This window comes from Staphylococcus pseudoxylosus (genome assembly GCF_003697915.1).
Taxonomy (GTDB): domain Bacteria; phylum Bacillota; class Bacilli; order Staphylococcales; family Staphylococcaceae; genus Staphylococcus; species Staphylococcus pseudoxylosus.
This window is the reverse complement of record NZ_RCVN01000030.1, coordinates 1-2,047: the sequence shown is the minus strand read 5'-3', so window position 1 is coordinate 2,047 and position 2,047 is coordinate 1. Positions and strand designations below refer to the sequence as shown.

The 2,047-nt window shown below is 35.8% G+C and carries 4 protein-coding genes; all 4 read right to left on the bottom strand.

Translation table 11 applies throughout. The annotated features are described in order from the left end of the window. The coding region (locus D9V42_RS14445) for a hypothetical protein (protein WP_122065540.1) at window positions 1-387 on the bottom strand (387 nt) is incomplete at its 3' end. A 19-nt stretch (window positions 388-406) separates the two neighbouring features. Next, window positions 407-682 (bottom strand): hypothetical protein, encoded by a 276-nt coding sequence (locus D9V42_RS14440; RefSeq protein ID WP_015979526.1) that lies wholly within the window; start codon window positions 680-682, stop codon window positions 407-409. 37 nt (window positions 683-719) lie between these two features. After that, complete coding sequence (locus tag D9V42_RS14435; protein WP_036853153.1) at window positions 720-1,625, bottom strand: phage tail tube protein; 906 nt, start codon at window positions 1,623-1,625, stop codon at window positions 720-722. Between the two features lie 107 nt (window positions 1,626-1,732). Then, on the bottom strand, window positions 1,733-2,047 hold a 315-nt coding region (locus D9V42_RS15165), incomplete at its 5' end, for a hypothetical protein (RefSeq protein ID WP_158593194.1).

Genomic DNA, 2,047 nt, shown 5'->3' with positions numbered 1-2,047 from the left:
ATTATTGCCCAAAACAGTCAAAAGTTCTAAAGTTTTATTTTCCCTTACAGTATCTTTCTTTTTCTTAATCAATGAACTAGAAGAAAAGAAGACTGTATCGTCTTCCGTTTCCTCTTTTTCTTTAATAAAAACAGTTTTACAGAAGATATTGATTAACTCGTTAGTTGTAGGAAGCTCTGTTTTATCATCTAAGGCGTTTTGCATTCCTCCGTTACAATCTACCCAAAGTATCAATAACTTGTCTGTAAAGCTCTCCATTTGCTCTGTAAAGTCATCAGGAATATATCCAGCGACAAAAGAATTTTGTAGGTCTGCAAAGTCTTTTAAATCTGTAATAAAGTCTGAACCAGTTAGTTCTAAGTATCTAATTGCATGTTTTAAAATCATTTACAGTCCTTTCAGCTCATTAAATTTCTTTCTGCCATAATTCGACAAGTTCTTTAAGCCCTTTACCGTCAGTATCGAACTCGAAGCTAGAACGGAAGTCAGAGAAGTCACTTTTAGCTTTTACAATGTTATCTTGAAAAAGAGCCAAGTATAGACCATATTGAACGAACTCCATTAGGTCAGTAATTTCTCCGTCTTCTTTTTTAAGTTCTGTATCCATTGCCTTTTGTTGTTGGAAAAGGTCTTTACCTGTAATCATTTTAAATTTACGTGCTGTACTCAATTGTTTTGCCATTTTATTTTATATTCCTTTACTTAATCTATTTTTAGTCTTATGAATGGTCAGTTACTGAAACTCCTGCGGTAACATCTTTATAACCCTCAGCGGAGAACTTTACGTTATAGGCACCTGGAGCAAGTTGTCCGTTTGTTGCTACTTTTCCATTTGCGTCATTAATCACTGATGTTACTTTTACAGTTCCACCATTAGAATCTTTCAAAGTGGCAGGCACTACGATTCTTCCGTCATTATGACCCTTTGTAGCAGTAGTCACATTAGGAATAACAGGAGCTACGAGTGTAATTCCACCAGCTAGAACTGTATCAGGTTGCATAATGAATAAACCACTTTCCATTTTCTTGACGAAATCTTTTGCTTGTTCTCCCCAAATTTCGTACTCAATAGCAGGGACTTTTTTACCGCCATTCAAATAAATATCTGACTCAGTCGCTTGTACTGCCAAAGTCCATTGGATAGGGTCTACACCGTCAACTGAATCTGTTTCTGATTCTTTTGTTGCTTCTGCTGTTGGTCTCAAATTTGGATAAACGACTACGCGATAACCGTCAACAAATTCCCCTGTAACTTTATCACGCTTACGCCCTTTAATAAGGTATTGAACACATTTCGTTTTCCAATTACCAGTAGGAGACCAACCCAAGCCATTTTCTGTTCTTTGTTGACCTAAAATGTCTTCTTTAAGCGATTGGTCTGTTTGAATGAATACCATTTCGCCTTGAAGTAAGGTAGCACCTTTTTTCACTCCATGGTCTGGCACGTCATCAGCTGGATAGCTGTTAGTCTCCGCTTGGTCTTCCATTGCGCCAACTGATACTAAACCAGTTACAATTTTATGGTTAGTAAACTCTGGTTTTCCGTTACTTCCCTTGGCCATATCAGCTACGATTAGAGCTTCATTACCAAAGAAAATCTCACGTGAGTTATAATCTAATTTCATTTTTTATTTTCCTTTTTATTTTTTTATGCAGTACGTTTCCAATAATATATTGTCGTTGAACCAATTACTGCTGAACCGATATTTTCCCATGCAATCCTAAATATATATTAATCAATATCAATATTCCACATGCAAACAGGATATATTAAATCTTGTAACTGTGACATAATTTGAGCCATTGAGTATTTGTTAGGGTGTATCGATCCATAAGTAACGCCATCTGAATTTAAAGCTGACCATGTTTTTATAGACATATCATTATGTGCGTAAGTTCTCGCTGTAAAATCAGCAAACGCACACTCGTATTTACGACATAATTCTTGTATTATAGGTCTAACATTTTGAAACCACTCTACATAGGTTCTCCCAGTATTATAAACTGTTCCAACTGTTGGCAAAGTGATGATAATAGCCAAATCTTT

Coding starts and splice junctions, on each gene's coding strand:
- D9V42_RS14440 (WP_015979526.1), bottom strand. CDS start 682: ATGGCAAAACAATTGAGTACAGCACGTAAATTTAAAATGATTACAGGT.
- D9V42_RS14435 (WP_036853153.1), bottom strand. CDS start 1,625: ATGAAATTAGATTATAACTCACGTGAGATTTTCTTTGGTAATGAAGCT.